The 24,184-nt window shown below is 74.7% G+C and carries 1 protein-coding gene; it reads left to right on the top strand.

The genetic code is table 11. From position 1 onward, the window contains the following. Positions 1–31 precede the first annotated feature (31 nt). Complete coding sequence (locus ACIP82_RS04900) at positions 32–24,181, top strand: non-ribosomal peptide synthase/polyketide synthase (protein ID WP_400650902.1); 24,150 nt, start codon at positions 32–34, stop codon at positions 24,179–24,181. Positions 24,182–24,184 lie beyond the last annotated feature (3 nt).

The raw sequence follows: 24,184 nt of genomic DNA, 5'->3' as shown, positions 1-24,184 counted from the left end.
CAAGCCTGCTCACACCTTCGGAGGTACCCCCATGTCCCGTCGTGAGGGCGATGCCCTTCCCCTGACAGCGGCCCAGTACGAGATCTGGCTCGCCGAGCAACGTGCCCGGACGGCGATCCCGGCCTACCGCATCGGCGAGTACCTGGAGATCCACGGGCCGGTCGACCCGGAGCCGTTCGAGACCGCGCTGCGCCTGGTCGTCGACGAGGTCGACGCCCTGCACGTGGGCTTCGTCGAGGACGGCGAGGGCCCGCACCAGGTCGTCCGCGAGCACACGGAGTGGAAGCCCGCGCAGGTCGACGTCAGCGGGGAGGCCTCGCCGCTCGCGGCGGCGCGGGAGTGGATGGACCGGGACCGGCTCCGGCCGCTGGACCTCGCCCGCGACCCGCTCTTCAGTTACGCGCTGATCGCGCTGGCACCGGACCGGTTCGTCTTCTACCAGAGCTACCACCACCTGGTGATGGACGGGTTCGGGTACACCATCGTCGGACGTCGCGTGGCACAGGCGTACACGGCGCTCGTCGAGGGGCGGCCGGTGCCGCCGTCCCCGTTCGGCTCGCTGGACGAGCTGATCGCCGGCGACGCGGCATACCGCGGCTCGGAGCAGTACATCGCCGACCGCGCCTACTGGACCGGGCGGTTCGCCGACCGGCCGGCACCGGCCCGGCTGTCGGACCGCCTGCCGGGCGGTCCCTCCGCCCAGTTCCGGCGCACTCCGCCGGCCGGACCACTGCGCCCCGGGGCGCTGCGCGACGCGGCAGAACGGACGGGTGTCCGCTGGTCCCGCGTCGTGATCGCGGCGACGGCGCTGTACGCGCACCGGCTGACCGGGGCCCGGGACGTGGTGCTGGGCCTGCCCGTCACCGGCCGGGGCGCCGACCCGGTACTGGCGGCGACGCCCGGTGCGGTGTCGAACCTCGTGCCACTGCGGCTGTCGGTGCGGCCGGACCTGCCGTGGTCGGAACTGGTCGAGCAGGTGGACCGGGAGGTCGCCGCCGCGCTGGCGCACCAGCGGTACCGCAGCGAGGACCTGCTCCGGGAGCTGGGGCAGTCCGGCACGATCGAGACGGCGTTCCCGCTGATCGTCAACATCATGTCCTTCGGCTCCGAGCCGAGTTTCGCCGGGCGGCCCGCCACGGTGTACGCCCCCCTGGGTACCTCCGCCAACGACCTGGCGATCTGGGCCGTGGGCGGGCGCAACGAGTACGGTCCGAAAATCGAGCTCGGGGCCTACGCGGAGGTGTGCACGGCGAAGGAACTCATCGACCACCAGCGGCGGTTGCTCGCGCTGCTGGGCACCCTCGCGGACTGCGACCCGCAGGAGGCGGTCGGCCGCATCGGCCTGATCGGGGCCGACGAGCACGGCGAACTGCTGGCCCTCGGCACCGGCACGATGACGGAAGCCCCCGCGGCCCTGCTGCCCGAGCACTTCCGGGCACGGGTGCGCGAGACGCCGGACGCGGTCGCGGTGGTGTCCGGCGAGGAAACGCTGACGTACGCCGAACTCGACGCACGGGCCAACCGCCTGGCGCACGCCCTGATCGCCCGGGGCGCCGGGGCCGAGCGGTCGGTGGCGCTGGCCCTGCCGCGCTCGGCCGGGCTGGTGGTGGCGATCCTGGCCGTGCTGAAGACCGGGGCGGCCTGCCTCCCGGTGGATCCGGAGCACCCGGCCGCCCGGATCGCGTATCTGCTCGACGACGCCCGGCCGGTGCTGCTGGTGACCGACTCCCGCACCCGGGACCGGCTGCCCGGGGCCGGCCCCGTCGAGCGGCTGGTGCTCGACGACCCGGAGACGGCCGCCCTGCTCGCCGAAGGCCCGGCGGCGGACCCGGCGGTGGCCGTCGACCCGCGCCACACCGCCCAGCTCGTCTACACCTCCGGCTCCACCGGACGGCCCAAGGGCGTGGCGTCGACGTACGGCGGCCTGGCGAACCTCTTCGCCCACCAGTGGCGGGAGCTGTTCCAGCCGCTGCTCGGGGACCGGGCACGCGTGGCGCTGACCACCTCGACGGCGTTCGACGCCTCCTGGGACCAGCTGTTCGGCCTCTTCGCCGGACACGAACTGCACATCCTGGACCTGGAGACCTGGGCGGACCCGGACGCCTTCGTCGACTACGCCGTGCGGCACCGGATCGACTTCGTCAACGCCACCCCGTCGTACCTGCAAGTCCTGCTCTCCCACGGCCTGTTGAGCAACGGCGAACACCGCCCGGCGGTGGTCGTGGCGGGCGGGGAGGCCGTCCCCGACCGCCTGTGGGAGCAACTGCGGGAGGCCGACGGGGTGGCCTGCTTCAACTTCTACGGGCCTTCCGAGTGCACCGTCGACGCGGCCGTCGCGCCGGTGGCGTCGAGCCCGCGCCCGGTGATCGGCCGTCCGGTCGCGGGCGCCCGGCTGTACGTGCTGGACACCGCGCTCCGGCCGGTGCCCACCGGGGTGCCGGGCGAGCTGTACATCGCCGGTGCGGGCCTCGCCCGCGGCTACCTCGACCGGCCGGGCCTGACCGCAGGACGGTTCGTCGCCGACCCGTACGGACCGGCCGGTGCCCGCATGTACCGCACCGGCGACCGGGTGCGGTGGGGCGCGGACGGCCGGCTGGAGTTCCTCGGCAGGGTGGACGACCAGGTGAAGATCCGGGGCTTCCGGATCGAGCCGGGCGAGATCGAGGCCGCGCTCGCCGCCCATCCCCGGGTCGCGCAGACCGCCGTGGTGGCACGGACCGACGACGAGGTCCGGCTGGTCGCCTATGTCGTACCGGCCGCCGGGGCGGCCCCGCGCTCGGCCGAGCTGCGCGAATACCTGCGCGAACGGCTGCCGGAGCACCTGGTGCCCGGCGCGTTCGTGCTGCTGGACGGGCTCCCGCTGACGCCCACCGGAAAGCTCGACCGCCAGGCGCTCCCGGCCCCCGGTCCGGTGCCGGTGACCGCTGGGCGGGCCCCGCGCACCGCGGCCGAGCAGGTGCTCGCGGGCCTCTTCGCCGACGTCCTCGGCGTGTCCGGGGTCGGAGTGGACGACAGCTTCTTCGACCTCGGCGGGCACTCGCTGCTGGCCACCCGACTGATCGCCAGGGCCCGCTCGGTGCTCGGTGTGGAGCTGGCCCTGGCCGACCTGTTCGACGCACCGACCGTCGTGGGCCTGGCGGCGGCCGTGGACGGGGCCGGCCGGGCGCGGCCCGCGCTGGGGCGGCACGAGCGGCCCGACACGGTGCCGCTGTCCTTCGCACAGCGCCGGCTCTGGTTCCTGCACAGCATGGAGGGGCCCAGCGCCACCTACAACGTGCCGCTGGCACTGCGGCTCTCCGGGGATCTCGACCAGCGGGCCCTGGAAGCCGCGCTGGCCGACGTCGTCGAGCGGCACGAGAGCCTGCGCACCGTCTTCCCGGTGGCCGACGGCGAGCCGTGCCAGCGCGTGCTGGACCTCGACGACGCCCGGCCCCGGCTGCGCGTCACCGCGGCCGAAGCGGACGAACTGCCGGAGCGGCTGGCCGAGGCGGCCCGGCACGGCTTCGACCTGGCGGCCGAACCCCCGCTGCGGACCGAGCTGTTCGAGCTGGGCGCGGACGAGCACACCCTGTTGCTGGTGGTGCACCACATCGCCGGCGACGGCTGGTCGATGGGCCCGCTGGCGCGAGACCTGACCGCCGCGTACGCGGCACGGGCGGCGGGCGGGAAGCCGGAGTGGGCGCAACTGCCCGTCCAGTACGCCGACTACACCCTCTGGCAGCGGGAGCTGCTCGGCGAGGAGACCGACCCGGACAGCCTCCAGGGCCGACAGCTCGCCTACTGGTCGGACCGGCTCGCGGGACTGCCGGAGCAGACCGAGCTGCCCTTCGACCGGCCCAGGCCGGCCGCGATGTCCTTCCGGGGGGCGCAACTGCCGGTCCGGCTCGACGCCGAACTGCACCAGGGCCTGCGCGAGCTCGCCAGGGACGGCGGCGCCAGCCTGTTCATGGTGCTCCAGGCCGGGCTGGCCGCCCTGCTCGGCAAGCTCGGCGCCGGCACCGACGTGCCGATCGGCACACCGATCGCCGGGCGCACCGACGAGGCCGTGGACGACCTGGTCGGCTTCTTCGTCAACACGCTGGTGCTGCGCACCGACCTCTCCGGCGACCCGACCTTCACCGAACTGCTCGGCCGGGTACGGGCCGGCGCGCTGGCCGCGTACGCCCACCAGGACCTGCCCTTCGAGCAACTGGTGGAGGCGGTGAACCCGGCCCGGTCGCTGTCCCACCACCCGCTCTTCCAGACCATGCTCGCGCTGCAGAACGCGCCCACGGGCAGCTTCGACCTGCCGGAGCTCCGGGTGACCGGCGACCTGGTCGGCACCGGTACGGCCAAGTGCGACCTGACCTTCATCCTGACCGAACGGCCCGGCGAGGACGGCCTGTCGGGCGTGCTGGAGTACAGCACCGACCTGTTCGACGAAGCCACCGCGGCCGACCTCGTCGAGCGCTGGCTGCGGCTGCTCCGGGCCGTGGCCGCCGAACCGGACCGCCGGATCGGCCGGCTCGACGTGCTGTCGCCGGAGGAACTGCGCGAGCTGCTGCCGTCCGGTGCCGGTCCTGCCGATCACGCCCCGGAGAGCACCATCACCGCGCTCGTCGAGGAGCGGGTGCGGGCGAACCCGGCCGCGGTCGCGGTGGTGTGCGGCGACACCGCGTTGACCTACGGCGAGCTGAACGCCCGTGCCAACCGGCTCGCGCACGCGCTGATCGACCGGGGGGTGGGGCCGGAGCGGCTCGTCGCGCTGGCGCTGCCGCGCTCGGCCGAGCTGGTGGTCGCCGTCCTGGCCGTGCTCAAGGCCGGCGCCGCGTACCTGCCGGTGGACCCGCAGTACCCCGCGGCCCGGATCTCCTACCTGCTCCAGGACGCCTGCCCCGCCCTGCTGCTGACGACGAGTCAGATCAGTGAACTGCCCGGCGCGGAGTCCGTGGACCGGCTCCTGCTGGACACCGCCGACCTGGACGGGCTGCCGGACGAGGACCCCGGCATCGACGTCGGTCCGGGCCACCCCGCGTACGTCATCTACACCTCGGGGTCCACCGGCAACCCCAAGGGCGTGGTGGTCCCGCACCGGAACGTGGTGCGGCTGTTCGGTACCACCAGGGAGCTGTTCGCGTTCTCCGCCGAGGACGTCTGGACCCTCTTCCACTCCTACGCCTTCGACTTCTCGGTCTGGGAACTGTGGGGCCCGCTGCTGTACGGCGGCCGGCTGGTGGTCGTGGACTACGAGACCAGCCGCTCGCCCGGACGGTTCCTGGAACTCCTCGCCCGCGAGCGGGTGACGGTGCTGAACCAGACGCCGTCCGCCTTCTACCAGTTGATGCAGGCGGACGAGGAGGCGCCGGAGACCGGCCGGCTGCTCGCCCTGCGCACGGTGGTGTTCGGCGGCGAGGCGCTGGAGCCCGCCAGGCTGGCGGCCTGGTACGAACGGCACCCGGACGACGCGCCGCTGCTGGTCAACATGTACGGCATCACCGAGACCACCGTGCACGTCACCTACGCCGCGCTCGACCGGTCGGTCGCGACCGCGGGGGCGGCCAGTGTGGTCGGTGCCGCCATCCCCGACCTGCGCGCCTACGTGCTGGACGCCCGGCTGCGGCCGGTGGCCCCGGGCGTAGCGGGCGAACTGTACGTCGCGGGCGCCGGGCTGGCACGCGGCTATCTGAACCGGCCGGGCCTGACCGCCGGGCGGTTCGTCGCCGACCCGTACGGGCCGGCGGGCAGCCGCATGTACCGCAGCGGCGATGTGGTGCGCTGGGCCGGGGGAGGCAGCCTGCGGTTCGTCGGCCGGGCGGACCAGCAGGTGAAGGTGCGCGGCTTCCGGATCGAGCTCGGCGAGATCGAGGCGGCGCTGGCCGCGCACCCCGGCGTCGCCCAGGCCGCGGTCCTCGCCCGGCAGGACCGCGCCGACGACACCCGGCTGGTCGGATACCTGGTGCCGAGCGCGGGCCTCGCCCCGCGCTCGGCCGAGCTGCGCGAGTACCTGCGCGAGCGGCTTCCGGAGTACATGGTGCCCTCGGCGTTCGTGGAGCTGGACGCGCTGCCGCTGACCACCAACGGGAAACTGGACCGCCGGGCGCTGCCCGCACCGGAACTCGTCTCGGCGGGATCGGCGGGGGCCGGCCGCGCGCCGCGCACCCCGCAGGAGCAGATCCTCTGCGAGCTGTTCGCCGAGGTCCTCGGGGTGGCCGAGGCCGGGGTGGAGGACAGCTTCTTCGACCTCGGCGGGCACTCCCTGCTCGCCACCCGGCTGGCCGCCCGGGTCCGCGCGACCCTCGGCGTCGAGCTGGAGCTGCGCACCCTGTTCGAGTCCCCGACCCCGGCCACGCTGGCCGCCGCCCTCGCGGGCGCCCGCCGGGCCCAGCTGGCCCTGGCGCCGTACCTGCGGCCGGAGAGGACCCCGCTGTCGTTCGCCCAGCGCCGGCTGTGGTTCCTGCACCAGCTGGAGGGCGCCAGCGCCAACTACAACATCCCGCTGGCCTGGCGGCTGTCCGGACCGCTCGACCGCGAGGCCCTGAAGGCGGCGCTGGCGGACGTGGTGGCCCGGCACGAGAGCCTGCGGACGCTCTTCCCGGCGGTGGACGGCGTGCCGTACCAGCGGGTGCTGGACGTCGTGGCGGCCCGCCCCCGGCTGCACCTGAGCCGGACCACCGAGGCGGAGCTGGACGGCGTCCTGGCCACGGCGCTGGCCTGCCGGTTCGACCTGGAGACCGATCTGCCGCTGTACGCCGAGCTGTTCGAGCTGGCGCCGGACGAGCACGTCCTGCTGCTGGTGGTGCACCACATCGCGGGCGACGGCTGGTCGCTCGGCCCGCTGGCGCAGAACCTGACCGCCGCCTACGCGGCGCGCCGCCGTGGTGAGGAGCCGTCGTGGGAGGCGCCGGCGGTCCAGTACACGGACTACACGCTGTGGCAGCACGAACTGCTGGGCGACGCCGCCGACCGGGACAGCCTGTTCGCCCGGCAGGCGGGCTACTGGACCGGGCAGCTGGCCGGCCTGCCGGAGCAGATCCAGCTGCCCACCGACCGGCCCCGCCCCGCGGTGGCCTCGCACCGGGGCGACTTCGTGCGGACCGGGCTGGACGCGGAGCTGCACCGCGGCCTGCGCGAGCTCGCCCGCACGCACGGCACCAGCCTGTTCATGGTGCTCCAGGCGGGGCTCTCCGCCCTGCTCACCAAGCTGGGCGCGGGCGAGGACATCCCGGTCGGCAGCCTGATCGCGGGCCGCACCGACCAGGCGCTGGACGAGCTGGTCGGGTTCTTCGTCAACACGCTGGTGCTGCGCACCGACACGAGCGGCGACCCGACCTTCGCCGAACTGCTCGGCCGGGTCCGGGACACCTCGCTGGCCGCGTACGCCCACCAGGAGCTGCCGTTCGAGTACCTGGTCGAGGCCCTCAACCCGGCCCGGTCGCTGTCGCACCACCCGCTGTTCCAGGTCATGCTGGTGCTGCAGAACGCCCCGAGGGCCGACTTCACCCCGCCCGGGCTGGAGACCGGCGAGGTCAAACTGACCACGACCACCTCCAAGCTCGACCTGATCTTCTCGATGTCCGAGCGGCACGCCGAGGACGGTACCCCCGAGGGGATCGACGGATTCGTCGAGTACGCCTGCGACCTGTACGACCGGGCGACCGTCGAGACGGTGATCGAGCGCTGGGTGCGACTGCTCGGAGCGGCGGTCGCCGACCCGCGGCGGCGGCTCAGCCGTCTCGACCTGCTCTCCGCCGGGGAGCGGCGCGCACTGCTGCCGGGGCCGGTCCCCGCGGAGACGGCCGGCTCCACCGGTCTGCCCGCGTTGTTCGAGGCCCGGACGCGGGAACGGCCGGACGCGGTCGCCGTGGTGAGCGGTGACCGCACCCTCACCTACCGGGAGCTGAACAGCCGGGCCAACCGGCTGGCCCACGCGCTGATCGGGCGCGGGGTGGGGCCGGAGCAGCTGGTGGCGCTGGCCCTGCCGCGCTCGGCCGACCTGGTGGTGGCCGTCCTCGCGGTGCTCAAGACCGGCGCCGCGTACCTCCCGGTCGACCCGGACTACCCGGCCGCCCGGATCGCCCACCTGCTCGACGACGCCCGGCCCACGCTGCTCCTGACGGACCGCCGGACCGGTGACCTGCCGGGCGCGGAGGGGGTCGACCGGCTCGTCCTCCACACCGCCGACGGGTCGGACGGGTCGGACTGGCTGGATGGGCTGGACGGGCTGCCGGACGGCGACCCGGGTGTCGTGGTCGCGCCCGAGAGCGCCGCCTACGTCATCTACACCTCCGGCTCCACCGGGAAGCCCAAGGGCGTGGTGGTCCCGCACCGGAACGTGGTGCGGCTGTTCGGTACCACCAGGGAGCTGTTCGCGTTCTCCGCCGAGGACGTCTGGACCCTGTTCCACTCCTACGCCTTCGACTTCTCGGTGTGGGAGATCTGGGGCCCGCTGCTGCACGGCGGACGGCTGGTCGTGGTGCCGTTCGACATCACCCGCTCACCGGAGCGCTTCCTGCGCCTGCTGGCCGACGAGCGGGTGACGGTGCTGAACCAGACGCCGTCCGCCTTCTACCAGTTGATGCAGGCGGACGAGGAGGCGCCGGAGACCGGCCGGGTGCTCGCCCTGCGCACGGTGGTGTTCGGCGGCGAGGCGCTGGAGCCGGCCAGGCTGGCGGGCTGGTACCGGCGCCACCCGGACGACGCGCCGCGCCTGGTCAACATGTACGGCATCACCGAGACCACCGTGCACGTCACCTACGCGGAACTGGACGGCACGCACACCGCCGGCCCGGCGAGCGTCATCGGCACCCCGATCCCCGACCTGCGCGCCCAGGTGCTCGACGCGTACCTGCAGCCGGTGCCCCCCGGGGTCGTCGGCGAGCTGTACGTGGCCGGCCCCGGGCTGGCGCGCGGCTATCTGAACCGGCCTGGCCAGACCGCCGGGCGGTTCGTCGCCGACCCGTACGGGCTGCCGGGCACCCGCATGTACCGCAGCGGGGACCTCGTCCGCCGACGCGCGGACGGGGGACTGGAGTACGCCGGCCGGGCGGACGACCAGGTGAAGGTGCGCGGCTTCCGGATCGAGCTCGGCGAGATCGAGGCGGCCCTGGCGGAGCACCCGCAGGTCCGCCAGGTCGCGGTGATCGCCCGGCAGGACCGGGCGGACGACACACGCCTGGTCGCCTACCTGGTACCCACGGCCGGAGCGGACGCCGGGCCGGACGCGCTCCGCGCCCACCTGCGCGAGCGGCTGCCGGACCACATGGTGCCGGCCGCGTTCGTCGCCCTCGACGCCCTGCCACTGACCGTCAACGGCAAGCTCGACCGGCGCGCCCTTCCCGAGCCCGACACCACCGGGGCCCCGGTCGGCCGGGCACCGCGCACCCCGCAGGAACACGTCCTGGCCGGGCTGTTCGCGGAGGTGCTGGGGGTGGCCCGGGTCTTCGCCGACGACGACTTCTTCGACCTCGGCGGGCACTCCCTGCTCGCCACCCGGCTGGTCGCCCGCGTGCGCGCGACCCTGGGCGTGGAGCTGGAGCTGCGGAGCCTGTTCGAGACCCCGACGGTGGCCGGGCTGGCCGCCGGCCTGGGCGGGGCCGGCCGGGCGCGGCTCGCCCTGGGCCGCGCGGAGCGACCCGACCGCGTTCCGCTGTCGTACGCGCAGCGGCGGCTGTGGTTCGTCGACCAGTTGGAGGGGGCCGGCGGGATGTACCACATCCCGCTGGCCTGGCGGCTGACCGGCGATCTGGACCAGGACGCCCTGCGGGCGGCGCTCGGGGACGTCGTCGCCCGCCACGAGAGCCTGCGCACGGCCTTCCCCCAGGTCGACGGAGTGCCGTACCAGCTGGTCCTGGACGCCGGGACGGCCCGGCCGCTCCTGCCCGTCACACGGACCGACGAGGCGGGCCTGCCCGAGGCGCTGACCGAGGCGGTGGGACGCGGATTCGACCTGGCGGCCGAACCGCCCGTGCGCGCCGAGCTGTTCCGGCTGGCGCCGGACGAGTACGTGCTGCTGGTGGTGATCCACCACATCGCGGGCGACGCCTGGTCGCTGGGCCTGGTGTCCGCCGACCTGTCCACCGCGTACGCGGCGCGTCTGCGCGGCGAGGAACCGCGCTGGGCGGACCTGCCGGTGCAGTACGCCGACTACACCCTGTGGCACGACCGGCTGCTCGGTGACCGGACCGACCCCGAGAGCCTGTTCGCCCGGCAGGCGGGCTACTGGACCGGGCAGCTGGCCGGTCTGCCGGAGCAGATCCGGCTGCCCGCCGACCGGCCCCGCCCCGCGGCCATCTCCAGCCGGGGCGGACACCTCGCCGTCGAGCTGGACGCCGAGCTGCACGAAGCGCTCGTCCGCCTCGGCCGGGAGCGTGGCGCCAGCCTGTTCATGGTGCTCCAGGCGGGGCTCTCCGCCCTGCTCACCAAGCTGGGCGCGGGTGAGGACATCCCGGTCGGCAGCCTGATCGCGGGCCGGACCGACGAGGCGCTGGACGAGCTGGTCGGGTTCTTCGTCAACACGCTGGTGCTGCGCACCGACACGAGCGGCGACCCGACCTTCGCCGAACTGCTCGGCCGGGTCCGGGACACCTCGCTGGCCGCGTACGCCCACCAGGAGCTGCCGTTCGAGTACCTGGTCGAGGCCCTCAACCCGGCCCGGTCGCTCTCCCGCCAGCCGCTGTTCCAGACGCTGCTCGCGCTGCAGAACGCGCCGCGCTCCGCCTTCGACCTGCCCGGCCTCACCGCCGAGATCATGCTGGTGCAGTCGCCCACCGCGATGTTCGACCTCTCCTTCCACCTGGTGGAACGCGGCGGCACCGGCGGGGCGCCGGAGGGCGTCATCGGCCACATCGAGTACGCCACCGACCTGTTCGACCGGGCCACGGTGGAGGCACTGCTCGCCCGCTGGCTGCGGCTGCTCGCGGTGGCGGCGGCCGAGCCGGACCGGCCGCTGAGCCGGATCGACGTCCTCACCGCCGAGGAACGGCACGAGCTGCTGGTCGCGCGCAACGACACCGGGTGCCCGGCGCCCACGGCCGGCCTGCCCGCGCTGTTCGAGGCCTGGGCCCGGGCCACCCCGGACGCCGAGGCGGTGGTGTTCGAGGAGACCGTGCTCACGTACCGGGAGCTGAACGTCCGGGCCAACCGGCTGGCCCACGCGCTGATCGCGCGCGGGGTGGGGCCGGAGCAGATCGTCGCCCTGCGCCTGCCGCGCTCGGCGGAGCTGGTGGTGGCCGTCCTCGCGGTGCTCAAGACCGGCGCCGCGTACCTCCCGGTCGACCCGGACTACCCGGCCGCCCGGATCGACTACATGCTGACCGACGCGCGGCCGGCCGTCGTGCTCGACGACCTCGCGGCCGTCGACGCGCCCGGGGCGTACCCGGACACCGACCCGTCGGTGGTGCCGGACGCCCGACACCCGGCGTACGTCATCTACACCTCGGGCTCCACCGGCCGGCCCAAGGCCGTGGTGATGCCCTCCGGCGCCCTGGCGAACCTGCTGCACTGGCACCACCGCGCCGTCGGCGGCGAAGCGGGCACGCGGACCGCCCAGTTCACCGCGCTCAGCTTCGACGTCTCGGTGCAGGAGATGCTGTCCGCGCTGCTGTTCGGCAAGACCCTGGTGGTGCCGACCGACGAGCAGCGCCGCAGCGCCGAACTCCTGGTGCGGTGGCTGGAACGGCAGCGGGTGGCGGAGCTCTTCGCGCCGAACCTGGTGGTCGAGGCGCTGGCGGAGGCGGCCGAGGAACACGGGCGGGACCTGCCGGACCTGCGGCTGATCGCGCAGGCGGGCGAGGCGATGCGGCTGGGCGGCGGCCTTCGGCGCTTCCAGGCCCGCAGGCCCGGCCGCGTACTGCACAACCACTACGGCCCGGCCGAGACCCATGTGATCACCGCCTTCCCGCTGCCGGCCGACCCCGCCGACTGCCCGCTGCCGGTGCCGATCGGCCGCCCGATCGCCAACAGCCGGGTGTACGTGCTGGATCCGGCCCTGCGGCCGGTCGCCCCCGGCGTCACGGGCGAGCTGTACCTGGCCGGGGCCGGGCTGGCGCGCGGCTACCTGAACCGGCCGGGTCTGACGGCGGGGCGGTTCGTCGCCGATCCGTACGGGCCGGCGGGCACCCGCATGTACCGCACCGGGGACCTGGTCCGCTGGCGCGCCGACTGCGAGCTGGAGTTCGCCGGCCGGGCGGACCATCAGGTGAAGGTGCGCGGCTTCCGGGTCGAACCCGGCGAGATCGAGGCGGAGCTGGCCGCGCACCCCGGCGTGGCCCAGGTCGCGGTGCTCGCCCGCGAGGACCGGCCGGGCGACACCAGGATCGTCGCCTACGTCGTGCCCTCGGCCGAGACCGGGACCACGGCGCCGGCGCTGGCGTCGTACCTGCGCGAGCGGCTGCCGGACCACCTGGTGCCGTCGGCGTTCGTGGTGCTGGACGTGTTGCCGTTGACGCCGAACGGGAAGCTGGACCGGGTGGCGCTGCCGGCGCCGGAGGCGGGTGTGCCCGGGGGCGGTCGTGCGCCGCGGACGCCGCAGGAGCAGATCCTGTGCGAGCTGTTCGCGGAGGTGCTGGGCCGGCCGCAGGTCGGTGTCGACGACGACTTCTTCGGCCTGGGCGGGCACTCGCTGCTGGCCACCCGGCTGGTCTCCCGGGTCCGGGCGACCCTCGGGGTCGAGCTGGAGCTGCGCCGGCTGTTCCGGACGCCGACACCGGCCGGGCTCGCGGCCGGCCTGCACGACGCCGCCACCGCACGGCAGGCGCTGGTGCCCCGGCCGCGCCGGGAACCGCTGCCGCTGTCCTTCGCGCAGCGCCGCCTGTGGTTCCTGCACCAGTTCGGGGCGCCCAGCGCGACGTACCACATGCCGCTGGCGCTGCGGCTCTCCGGCGACCTCGACCGGGAGGCGCTGGGGGCGGCGCTGACGGACGTGGTGGCGCGGCACGAGAGCCTGCGCACGGTGTTCCCGCACACCGGCGGCGTCCCGCACCAGCGCGTGCTGAGCGCCGCGGAGGCCACGATCCGGGTGCCGGCGTGCCAGGCGAGCGAGGCGGAGCTGCCGGAGCTGCTGCGCGAGGCGGCGGTGCGCGCGTTCGACCTGACGGCGGACCTGCCCGTCCGGGCACAGCTGTTCACGCTCGCGCCGGACGAGCACGTCCTGCTGGTCGTCCTGCACCACATCGCCGGCGACGGCTGGTCCATGAGCCCGCTCTCCCGCGACCTCGCGACCGCGTACGCCGCACGCAGGCGTGGCGGCGCCCCGGGCTGGGCGCCGCTGCCGGTGAGCTACGCGGACTACACCGCCTGGCAGCACGAGATCCTCGGTGAGGAGTCCGACGCGGACAGCGTGTTCGCACGCCAGGTCGGGTACTGGACCGAAGCGCTCGCCGGGCTTCCCGAGCAGCTCCCGCTGCCGGCCGACCGGCAGCGGCCGGCGGTCATGACCTATGGCGGCGGGCTGCTGGACGTCCGGATGGACGCCGAACTGCACGCCGGACTGGCCGAGTTGGCCCGGCGTTCCGGCGCCAGTCTGTTCATGGTGCTCCAGGCGGGTCTGGCGGCGCTGTACACGCGGCTGGGCGCGGGGACGGACATCCCGATCGGGAGCCCGATCGCGGGCCGGACCGACGAGGCGCTGGACGACCTGGTCGGGTTCTTCGTCAACGCGCTGGTGCTGCGCACCGACACCAGCGGCGACCCGAGCTTCCTCGAACTGCTGGGCCGGGTGCGGGAGACGACGCTGTCGGCCTTCGCGAACCAGGACGTGCCGTTCGAGCACCTGGTGGAGGTGCTGAACCCGGCGCGGTCGATGTCGCTCCACCCGCTCTTCCAGACCGTGCTGGCCCTGCAGAACGCGCCGATGGGCGACTTCGAGCTGCCCGGGCTGGTGGTCTCCGGGGTGGCGGTGCAGACCGGGACCTCGCGGGTCGACCTGACCTTCGGCCTCGCGGAGAACCGCGGGCCCGACGGCACACCGGCCGGGCTGACCGGTGCGGTCGAGTACAGCACCGACCTGTTCGACCGGCGGACGGTCGAGACCCTGTTCGCCCGCTGGACCCGGTTGCTGGCCGCGGTCGCCGCCGCTCCCGACCGGCCGATCGGCTCGATCGACCTGCTGGACGGAGCGGAGCGCCGCGAACTCCTGCCCGCCGTCGAGGGCGAGGTGGCCGCCGCGAGCCTGCCGGATACCTTCGCGGCACAGGTGGCGGCGACGCCGGACGCGGTCGCCCTGGTCGACGGGCCGACCGAGCTGACCTACCGCCGGCTGAACGCGTGGGCCAACAGGTTCGCGCATGCCCTGATCGCGCGCGGGGTCGGGCCGGAGCGGACCGTGGCGGTGGCGCTGCCGCGGTCGGCGGAGTCCGTGGTCGCCTTCCTGGGCATCCTGAAGGCGGGCGCCGCCTACCTGCCGGTGGACCCGGCGTACCCCGCCTCCCGGATCTCGTACATGCTGGACGACGCGCGGCCGGTTCTGGTGGTCGACGATCCGGCGCTGGTGACGGAGACCGAGGGCTTCCCGGAGAGCGATCCGGTGGTGGCGCCGGATGTCCGGCACCCGGCCTACGTGATCTACACATCGGGGTCGACCGGTCGGCCCAAGGGCGTGGTGGTGAGCCACACCGGTGTGTCGGGCCTGGTGGCGGCGCAGGTCGAGCGGCTCGGCCTGGAGCCGGGCAGCCGCGTCCTCCAGTTCGCCTCGCCCAGCTTCGACGCGTCGTTCTGGGACCTGTGCAGCGCCCTGCTGACCGGTGCCACCCTCGTGCTGGCTCCGGCCGAGGCCCCGATGGAGGCCCTGACGGACCGCCGGCTCGACGTCACCCATGTGACCCTGCCGCCCTCGGCCCTGGCCGCGCTGGACGGTGACGACCTCACGGCCGGCACCCTGGTGGTGGCGGGTGAGGCCTGTTCGCCGGAGCTGGTGGCGCGCTGGGCGCCCGGGCGCCGGATGATCAACGCGTACGGTCCGACGGAGACGACGGTGTGCGCGACGATGAGCGACCCCCTCGCACCCGGGTCGGGCGTGCCGCCGATCGGCCGGCCGGTCGCGGGCTTTCGGGTGTACGTACTGGACGAGCGGCTGCGCCTGGTGCCGCCGGGCGTCGCGGGGGAGTTGTACGTCGCGGGCCCGGGGCTGGCCCGGGGCTATCTGAACCGGCCGGGTCTGACGGCGGGGCGGTTCGTCGCCGATCCGTACGGGCCGGCGGGCTCGCGGATGTACCGCACGGGAGACCTGGCCCGCTGGCGCGCCTGGGGGTCCCCCCGGTCGGTGGGGGCACCTCCCAGCCTCCCCCAGCCTTCGGCCGGGGGGACCCCCATGGCTGGGGGCGCGGGGGGAGGTGAGCTGGAGTACGTCGGCCGGGCGGACCATCAGGTGAAGGTGCGCGGCTTCCGGGTCGAACCCGGCGAGATCGAGGCGGCCCTGGCCGAGCACCCCGCCGTCGCCCGGGCCGCCGTCCTCGCCGACGGTGACCGGCTCGTCGGCTACGTGGCACCGCGCCCCGGAACTGTCGCCCGCCCGTCGGCGCTGGCGGGGTATCTGCGGGAGCGGTTGCCCGACTACCTGGTGCCGTCGGCGTTCGTGGTGCTGGACGTGTTGCCGTTGACGCCGAACGGGAAGCTGGACCGGGTGGCGCTGCCGGCGCCGGAGGCGGGTGTGCCCGGGGGCGGTCGTGCGCCGCGGACGCCGCAGGAGCAGATCCTGTGCGAGCTGTTCGCGGAGGTGCTGGGCCGGCCGCAGGTCGGTGTCGACGACGACTTCTTCGGCCTGGGCGGGCACTCGCTGCTGGCCACCCGGCTGGTCTCCCGGGTGCGTTCGGCCCTGGGGGCCGAGGTGGGGCTGCGCGCGCTCTTCGAGGCGCCGACGGCGGCCGGCCTGGCGGCGCGGCTCGCCGGGGCCGACCGGACCAGGCCCGCGCTGGCGCCGTACGAGCGACCGGAGTCGGTACCGCTGTCGTTCGCGCAGCGCCGCCTGTGGTTCCTGCACCGGATGGACGGGGCCGCCGCGGCCTACCACATCCCGCTGGCGCTCCGGCTGACCGGAGCGCTGGACCGGAAGGCGCTGGAGGACGCGCTGGCCGGGGTCGTGGCCCGGCACGAGAGCCTGCGGACGGTGTTCCCGGAGCTCGACGCCGTGCCGTGCCAGCGAGTCCTCGACCCCGAGGCGGCCCGGCCCCGGCTACGGGTGACCGAGGCCGGGGAGGACGATCTGCCACAACGGCTCGCCCGTGCGGCGCGGCTCCCGTTCGACCTCGCGGCGGAACCACCGCTGCGCGCCGAGCTGTTCGCGCTCGCGCCGGACGAGCACGTGCTGCTGCTGGTCGTGCACCACATCGCCGGTGACGGCTGGTCCACCGGCCCGCTCGCACGCGACCTCGCCGAGGCCTACGCCGCCCGGTGCCAGGGCCGCGAGCCGGACCGGGGCGCCCTGCCGGTGCAGTACGCCGACTACACGCTCTGGCAGCGCGAGCTGCTCGGCGACCCGGACGACCCGGACAGCCGGTTCGCCGGACAACTCCGCTACTGGACCGAGCAGCTGGAGAGCCTTCCGGAGCGGATCCCGCTGCCCGCCGACCGTCCGCGGCCGGCCGTCGCCGGCTACCGGGGAGACGCCCTCGGCCTCGAACTGTCCCCGGAACTGCACGCCGGACTGGCCGAGTTGGCCCGGCGTTCCGGCGCCAGTCTGTTCATGGTGCTCCAGGCGGGTCTGGCGGCGCTGTACACGCGGCTGGGCGCGGGGACGGACATCCCGATCGGGAGCCCGATCGCGGGCCGGACCGACGAGGCGCTGGACGACCTGGTCGGGTTCTTCGTCAACACGCTGGTGCTGCGCACCGACACCAGCGGCGACCCGGCCTTCGGCGAACTGCTGGGCCGGGTCCGGGAGACCGCGCTCGCCGCCTACGCCCACCAGGACGTGCCGTTCGAGCACCTGGTGGAGGTGCTGAACCCGTCCCGCTCGCTCTCGCACCACCCGCTCTTCCAGACGATCCTCGCCGTGCAGAACGCGCCGATGGGAGAGTTCGGGCTGCCCGGCCTCAGGGCGTCCACCTTCGCCGTGCCGACCGGAACGGCCAAGTTCGACCTCGGCTTCAACCTGAGCGAGCGGTTCCGCCCCGACGGCAGCCCGGACGGGATCGCCGGTGTGGTCGAGTACGCCACCGACCTGTTCGACCGGGACACGGTCGCCGCTCTCGCCCGGCGCTGGACGCTCCTGCTGGAGGCGGTCACCGCCGATCCGGACCGGACGATCGGGGGGATCGACCTCCTCGAATCCGAGGAGCGGAGCCGGCTGCTGGAGCGCGGCAACGCGACCGCTCGCGAGGTGGCCACCGTGCCGGTGCCGGAGGCGTTCGCGGCACAGGTGGCCGCGACACCGGACGCGCTCGCCCTGGTCTGCGGGGACACCGAGCTGACGTACCGGCAGCTGGATTCCCGGGCGAACCGGTTCGCGCACGCGCTGATCGCCAGGGGCGTCGGCCCGGAGCGACTCGTGGCGGTGGCGCTGCCCCGGTCGGTGGAGTCCGTGGTGGCCGTCCTCGGCGTCCTGAAGGCCGGTGCCGCGTACCTTCCGGTGGACCCCGCGTACCCGGCGGCGCGGATCGCGTTCATGCTGGAGGACGCCCGTCCGGCACTGGTGGTCGACGATCCGGCGATGGTGGCCGAGGTGTCCGAATGGCCGGACACCGATCCGAAGACCACCCTCGACGTCCGGCATCCGGCCTATGTGATCTACACCTCGGGCTCGACCGGCCGGCCCAAGGGCGTCGTGGTCGGCCACGGCGGCGTGGCCAGTCTGGTCGCCGCGCAGATCGAGCGGTTCGCGATCGAACCCGACAGCCGGGTGCTCCAGTTCGCCTCGCCCAGCTTCGACGCCTCGGTGTCGGAGATCTTCACCGCCCTGCTGCGCGGCGCGGCCCTGGTGCTGCCCCCCGCGGCGGAACCGGTCGCCGCGCTGACCGACCCCGGCCTCGCGGTCACCCACGTGACCGTGCCCCCGTCCGTCCTGGCGGCCCTGCCGGAGGGCGCGGTCACCGTGTCGACCCTGGTGGTGGCGGGTGAGGCCTGCCCGCCGGAGCTGGTGGCGCGCTGGGCGCCCGGGCACCGGATGATCAACGCGTACGGTCCGACGGAGACGACGGTGTGCGCGACGATGAGCGACCCCCTCGCACCCGGGTCGGGCGTGCCGCCGATCGGCCGGCCGATCGCCAACGCCCGGGTGTACGTGCTGGACGAGCGGCTGCGCCCGGTACCGCCCGGCGTACCGGGTGAGCTGTACGTCGCCGGCGCGGGCCTGGCCCGCGGCTACCTGAACCGGCCGGGCCTGACGGCCGGGCGGTTCGTCGCCTGCCCGTTCGGCACGGACGGCCACGGGCCCCACGCCCCCAGCCTGGCGGCCGGGAGGTGCCCCCAGCCCGATGGCGGGCAAGGAGGGAGGATGTACCGCACCGGCGACGTGGTGCGCTGGCGCGCCGACAGTCAGCTGGAGTACGTCGGCCGCGCCGACGACCAGGTGAAGGTGCGCGGCTTCCGGATCGAGCCCGGCGAGATCGAGACGGCCCTGGCCGAGCACCCCGCCGTCGCCCGGGCCGCCGTCCTCGCCCAGGACGACCGGCTCATCGGCTACGTCGTCCCGCGCCAGGACGCCGGCCGCGACGGCGGCCGCGAAGCCGACCACGTGGGCGAGTGGCGGGACATCTACGACGCCCTGCCCATCACCCCCGGGGAAACCGCCTTCGGCCAGAACTTCGTCGGCTGGAACAGCAGTTACGACGCGAGCCCGATCCCCGTCGAGCAGATGCGGGAATGGCGGGACGCCACCGTGGCCCGCATCCTGGCCCTGCGCCCCCGCCGGGTGCTGGAGGTCGGCGTCGGCACCGGCCTGCTCCTCTCCCAGATCGCCCCGCACTGCGAGTCCTACTGGGCGACCGACTTCTCCGCCACCGCGATCGACGCGCTGGCCGCCCAGGTCGCCCGGCAGGAGGAGCTGGCCGGACGCGTCGTGCTGCACACCCGCCCCGCGCACGACACCGACGGCCTGCCCGCCGGGCAGTTCGACACCATCGTGCTGAACTCGGTGATCCAGTACTTCCCGTCCGCCGACTACCTCACGGACGTGATCGACCGGCTGGTGCGGCTGCTCGCCCCCGGTGGCGCGCTCTTCGTCGGCGACATCCGCAACCTGCGGCTGCTGCGCCCGCTGGCCACCGCCGTCCAGCTGCACCGGGCCGGAGACGGCGCCGACCTGGCGACGGTGCGTCGGGCGGTGGAACAGTCCCTCCTGATGGAGAAGGAGCTCCTGGTCGACCCGGACTTCTTCACCGTCCTGCGGGACGGCGGCACCGACATCGGCGCGGTGACCGTGGAGGTCAAGCGGGGCCGGTACCACAACGAGCTGACCCGGTACCGCTACGACGTCACGCTGCGCAAGCAGCCTGCCGCCCCGGTGGAGGGCGACGCGACGGCCGAACTCGCCTGGGGCCGGGGCGTGACCGGGCTGCCGGAGCTGCGTGAGCTCCTCGACCGGCAGAACGGCCGCCCGGTCCGGATCACCGGCGCACCCAACCGCCGCGTGCTGCGCGAGGCGGCCCTGGCCCGGGCCGTGCAGGACGAGGACCTCCCGCTCGGGCCGCTGCTGGACCGGCTGCACGCCCCGGAGGAGGACGCGGCGCCCGATCCCGAGGACTTCCACGCCCTCGGGGACGAGCTCGGCCGCCCGGTGTCCGTCACCTGGTCGGCCACCGGCCCGGACGCCCTGGACATCGTCTTCGGCGGCGCACCCGGCGACGCCCCGGCCGAGGCGTACCGGCCCACCCGGGGCGCGGGCACGGCGCCGTCCCCGCTCACCAACCGCCCGGCCGGAAGCCGCGGTACCGCGGCCCTGGCCGCCGAACTCCGGGGCTGGCTGGGCGGCCGGCTGCCCGACTACCTGGTGCCGTCGGCGTTCGTGGTGCTGGACGCGCTGCCGCTGACCGCCAACGGCAAGCTCGACCGTCGCGCGCTGCCCGCCCCCGACCTTGGAACGGTCGCCGGCGGCCGGGCTCCGCGCACCCCGCAGGAGGAACTGCTCGCCGAACTCTTCGCCGACGTGCTCGGTCTGCCCCGGGTCGGCGTCGAGGACAGCTTCTTCGACCTCGGCGGCCACTCGCTGCTGGCGACCCGCCTGGCCTCCCGGGTCCGGGCGGTCTTCGGTGCCGAGCTGGAGGTCCGGACGCTCTTCGAGCACCCGACCGTGGCCGCCCTGGCGGGCCGCCTCGACGGCTCCGTCACGGAGCGGCCCGCGCTGACCGCCCGGCCGCGCCCCGAGCGCCTCCCGTTGTCCTTCGCCCAGCGCCGCCTGTGGTTCCTGCACCGCATGGACGGGCCGAGCGCCACCTACAACATGCCGCTGGCGCTGCGGCTCTCCGGCGCCCTCGACCGGGCGGCGCTGGGGGCGGCGCTGGCGGACGTGGTGGGACGGCACGAGAGCCTGCGGACCGTCCTGCGAGAAGCGGACGGCGTGCCCCACCAGCAGGTGCTGAGCGCGAGCGAGGCGTACCCGCTGCTGCCGGTGGTCGAGCTCGACGAGAGCCGGCTGCCGGAACGGCTCGCGCAGGCGGCCCGGCGCGGCTTCGACCTCGCCGCCGAACCGCCGATCCGGGCGGAGCTGTACGCGCTCGCCCCCGAACGGCACGTCCTGCTGGTCGTGGTGCACCACATCGCCGGCGACGGCTGGTCGATGGGCCCGCTCTCCCGCGACCTGGCCACGGCCTACGCGGCCCGCTGCCGGGGAGAGGAGCCGCACTGGCAGCCGCTGCCGGTCCAGTACGCCGACTACACCCTGTGGCAGCGCGACCTGCTCGGCGAGGCCGCCGACCAGGACAGCCTGTTCGCCCGGCAACTCGACTACTGGAAGGGCGAGCTGGCGGGCCTTCCGGACCAGGTCCGGCTACCCTCGGACCGGCCCCGGCCGGCCGAGGCCTCCCAGCGCGGCGGCCGGATCGAGGTCCGGCTCGACGCGGACCTGCATCAGAACCTGCGGGACCTGGCCACCGCGCACGGCGCCAGCATGTTCATGGTGCTCCAGTCCGGCCTCGCCGCCCTGCTCACCCGGCTCGGCGCCGGCACCGACATCCCGATCGGCAGCCCCATCGCCGGGCGGACCGACCAGGCGCTGGACGACCTCGTCGGGTTCTTCGTCAACACGCTCGTGCTGCGCACCGACACCGGCGGTGACCCGGGCTTCGCCGAACTGCTCGGCCGGGTACGGCAGAAGGCGCTGGCCGCCTACGCCCACCAGGACGTGCCGTTCGAGTACCTGGTCGAGGCCGTCAACCCCACCCGGTCGCTGGCCCACCACCCGCTGTTCCAGGTCATGCTGGCCCTCCAGAACGCCCCGGCCGGCGAGTTCATCCTGCCGGGACTGGAGACCGCCCACCTGGCGGCCCCGACCGGCACCGCCCGCGTCGACCTGACCGTCAGCCTGGCCGAGCGGTACGGCCCGGACGGTGTCCCGGCGGGCGTGCTCGGCGCGGTCGAGTACGCGACCGACCTGTTCGACCCGGCCACCGTGGAACGGCTGTTCGCCCGCTGGGTGCGGCTGCTGCGCGCGGCCACCGCCGAGCCGGACAAGCCGATCGGCCGACTCGACCTGCTGTCCGTCGAGGAGCGCCATGAGCTGCTGGTCGAGTTCAACCGGACCGCCGCCGAACTGCCCGAGGCCGGTCTGCCGGAGCTGTTCGCCCGCCGGGTGGCGGCCACACCGGAGGCGGTCGCGGTGGTCGCGGACGGTACCGAACTGACCTACCGGGAGCTCGACCTGCGGTCCAACCGTCTGGCGCGGGCGCTGATCGGGCAGGGCGTGCGGCCGGAGACCCCGGTCGCGGTCCTGCTGGAGCGCTCGGCGGAACTCGTCGTCGCGCTCCTGGCGATCGTCAAGGCAGGCGGCGCGTACGTCCCGCTCGACCCGCGGTTCCCGTCCTCCCGGATCGACCTGATCATCCGGGAAACCGGCGCGGTGCTGGTGCTCACCGAGGACGTGCTGACCGCGCTGAGCCAGGCCGAGTCCGACGATTCCGACCCGCACGTCACCTGTGATCCCCGGCAGCTGGCGTACGTGATGTACACCTCCGGCTCGACCGGCCGGCCGAAGGGGGTCGGTGTCACCCACCGCGACGTGGCGGCGCTCGCCCTCGCCCCGTGCTGGCGCGAGGGCGGCCACGAGCGGGTGCTGCTGCACTCGCCGACCGCCTTCGACGCCTCGACCTACGAGCTCTGGTCACCGCTGCTCGGCAGCGGCCGGGTCGTCGTCGCACCGCCCGGCCGGCTCGACCTCGACCTGCTCGCGGGAGCGGTCGCCGACCACGGGGTGACCGGACTGTGGCTGACGGCCGGCCTGTTCCGGCTGGTGGCCGAGGAACGGCCGGGCCTGCTCGCCGGGGTCCGCGAGGTGTGGACCGGCGGCGACGTGGTGCCGCCGTCGGCCGTCGCCCGCGTGCTGGCGGCCTGCCCGGGCACCGCCGTGGTCAACGGTTACGGCCCGACCGAGGCCACCACCTTCGCCGCCCACCACCGGGTCCGGACGCTTCCCGGGGCCGCCGCGAGCGTGCCGATCGGCCGGCCCATGGCGAACATGCGCGCCTACGTGCTCGACGCCGGGCTGCAGCCGGTGCCGACGGGTGTGGAAGGCGAGCTGTACCTCGCCGGGGCCGGCGTGGCCCGGGGCTACCTGGGCCGGCCGGGCCTCACCGCCGAGCGCTTCGTCGCGGACCCGTACGGGCCTGAAGGACAGCGGATGTACCGCACGGGCGACCTGGCCCGGTGGCTGCCCGGTGGTGCCCTGGAGTTCGTCGGACGCACCGACGAACAGGTCAAGTTGCGGGGCTTCCGGATCGAACCCGGCGAGGTCGAGGCCGTCCTCGCGGCCTGTCCCGGCATCGCCCAGGCGGCCGTCCTCGCCCGCGAGGACCAGCCCGGCGACCAGCGGCTGGTCGCCTACCTGGTGCCCGCCGCCGAGGGCGCGCCCGCGGCGGACGAACTCGCCCGCAGGCTCGGCCGCGAACTGCCCGAGTACATGGTGCCGTCGGCCTTCGTCACCCTCGACGAGCTGCCGCTGACCGCCAACGGCAAGCTGGACCGGGCGGCCCTGCCCGCACCCGGGTTCGAGGCGACGGGCGTCGGCCGCGGCCCGCGCACCCCGCAGGAGCAACTGCTGTGCGCCCTGTTCGCCGAGGTCCTCGGCCGGGAGCGGGTCCACCTCGACGACAGCTTCTTCGACCTCGGCGGGCACTCGCTGCTGGCCGCCCGCCTGGTCTCGCGCATCCGGGAGACACTGGGCGTCCCGGTGGGCCTGCGCACCCTGTTCGAGGCACCCACCGTGGCCGGTCTGACACACCGTCTGGCCATGAACGACCCCGAGGACGCCTTCGACGTGGTCCTGCCGCTGCGGTCGACGGGCAGCCGCCCGCCGTTGTTCTGCATCCACCCCGGCGGCGGCATCAGCTGGTCCTACTCCGGGCTCCTGAACCACCTCGGCCCGGAGTACCCGGTGTACGCGATCCAGGCGCGCGGCCTCGCGCGCCCCGAGACCCTGCCGACGTCCTACGAGGAGATGGCGGCCGACTACGCCGACCAGATCCGCAAGGTCCAGCCCGACGGCCCCTACCGGCTGCTCGGCTGGTCCGCCGGCGGGTTGATCGCCCACGCGATCGCCTGCGAGCTCCAGGCCCGCGGCGAACGCACCGAACTCCTGGCGGCCCTCGACGCCTACCCGGTCAAGGACGTGGTGCTCGACGAGTCCCCCGTGCCCACCGAGCGGGACGTGCTCGTCGGCATCCTCGACTGCGACCCCGCCGACCTGGGTGAGGGGCCGCTCTCCTACACCGAGGTCGCCGAGATCCTCCGCCGCCGGGGCAGCGCCCTGGCGCACCTGGACGAGCGGCGCATCGAGGCCGTCGTCCGGATCATGATCAACAACGCCGAGCTGGCGGCCACCCACGCCCCCGGCCGGTTCGAGGGGGACCTGCTGCTGTTCAACTCCACGATCGACCGCACCGAGGACTCGGCCGGCGCCGCCACCTGGCGGCCGTACGTCACCGGCCGGATCGACTCGCACGACATCACCACCCGCCACGACCGGATGACCCAGCCGGGCTCACTGGCCCAGATCGGACCGATCGTGGCCGCCCGCCTCGCCGAGGTCACCGGCGACACCGCCCTTTCCCACCAGGAGGACTGACCC

It is taken from the genome of Kitasatospora sp. NPDC088548, from assembly GCF_044753005.1.
Classification (GTDB): domain Bacteria; phylum Actinomycetota; class Actinomycetes; order Streptomycetales; family Streptomycetaceae; genus Kitasatospora.
The sequence above is the reverse complement of the archived record's forward strand: the minus strand, read 5'-3'. Positions and strand labels throughout refer to the sequence as shown.